We start from the raw sequence: 444 nt of genomic DNA, 5'->3' as shown, positions 1-444 counted from the left end.
GCGCAGTGGGCCACCGCGCAGAGGACGCTGCACGGGCTCCAGCCGCCGGAGGCCGCCACCAGCACGCTGTTCCACGACAAGAACAGCTACCGCGAGCTGTCCGAGATCGCGGAGCAGGCCAAGAGGCGCGCCGAGATCGCGAGGCTGCGGGAGCTCAACACCCTCAAGGGCCACGTGGAGTCGGTGGTCAAGCTCAAGGGCCTGGACATCGACACCATCCAGCAGAACTACACGGTGTGAGATGTGATCGAGAGAGCCTGCTGTGATGTCGACGAAAACACCTTTGCCATGCCATGCCACCCTTGTTGTTCTTGCGACGACGGAGTCATGTGATTGTTACAGAAAAAAAGAAAGAAAATTTTCCGGTGATGTGATTGGAGACAATAGAAGCGTGTATGTACGTACGTGTGGCTGATCCCTGACCCCGAGCAGAGCAGCCCTAGG

The 444-nt window shown here is 58.8% G+C and carries 1 protein-coding gene; it reads left to right on the top strand.

Annotation, left to right across the window (positions count from 1 at the left end; all coding sequences use genetic code 11):
* Window positions 1–240: hypothetical protein (locus tag FWJ25_RS20920; protein WP_188093689.1), on the top strand; the 240-nt coding region annotated here is incomplete at its 5' end.
* Between the last annotated feature and the right edge of the window lie 204 nt (window positions 241–444).

This window comes from Marinobacter salinexigens (assembly GCF_008370345.1).
GTDB lineage: Bacteria > Pseudomonadota > Gammaproteobacteria > Pseudomonadales > Oleiphilaceae > Marinobacter > Marinobacter salinexigens.
The sequence above is the reverse complement of the archived record's forward strand: the minus strand, read 5'-3'. Positions and strand labels throughout refer to the sequence as shown.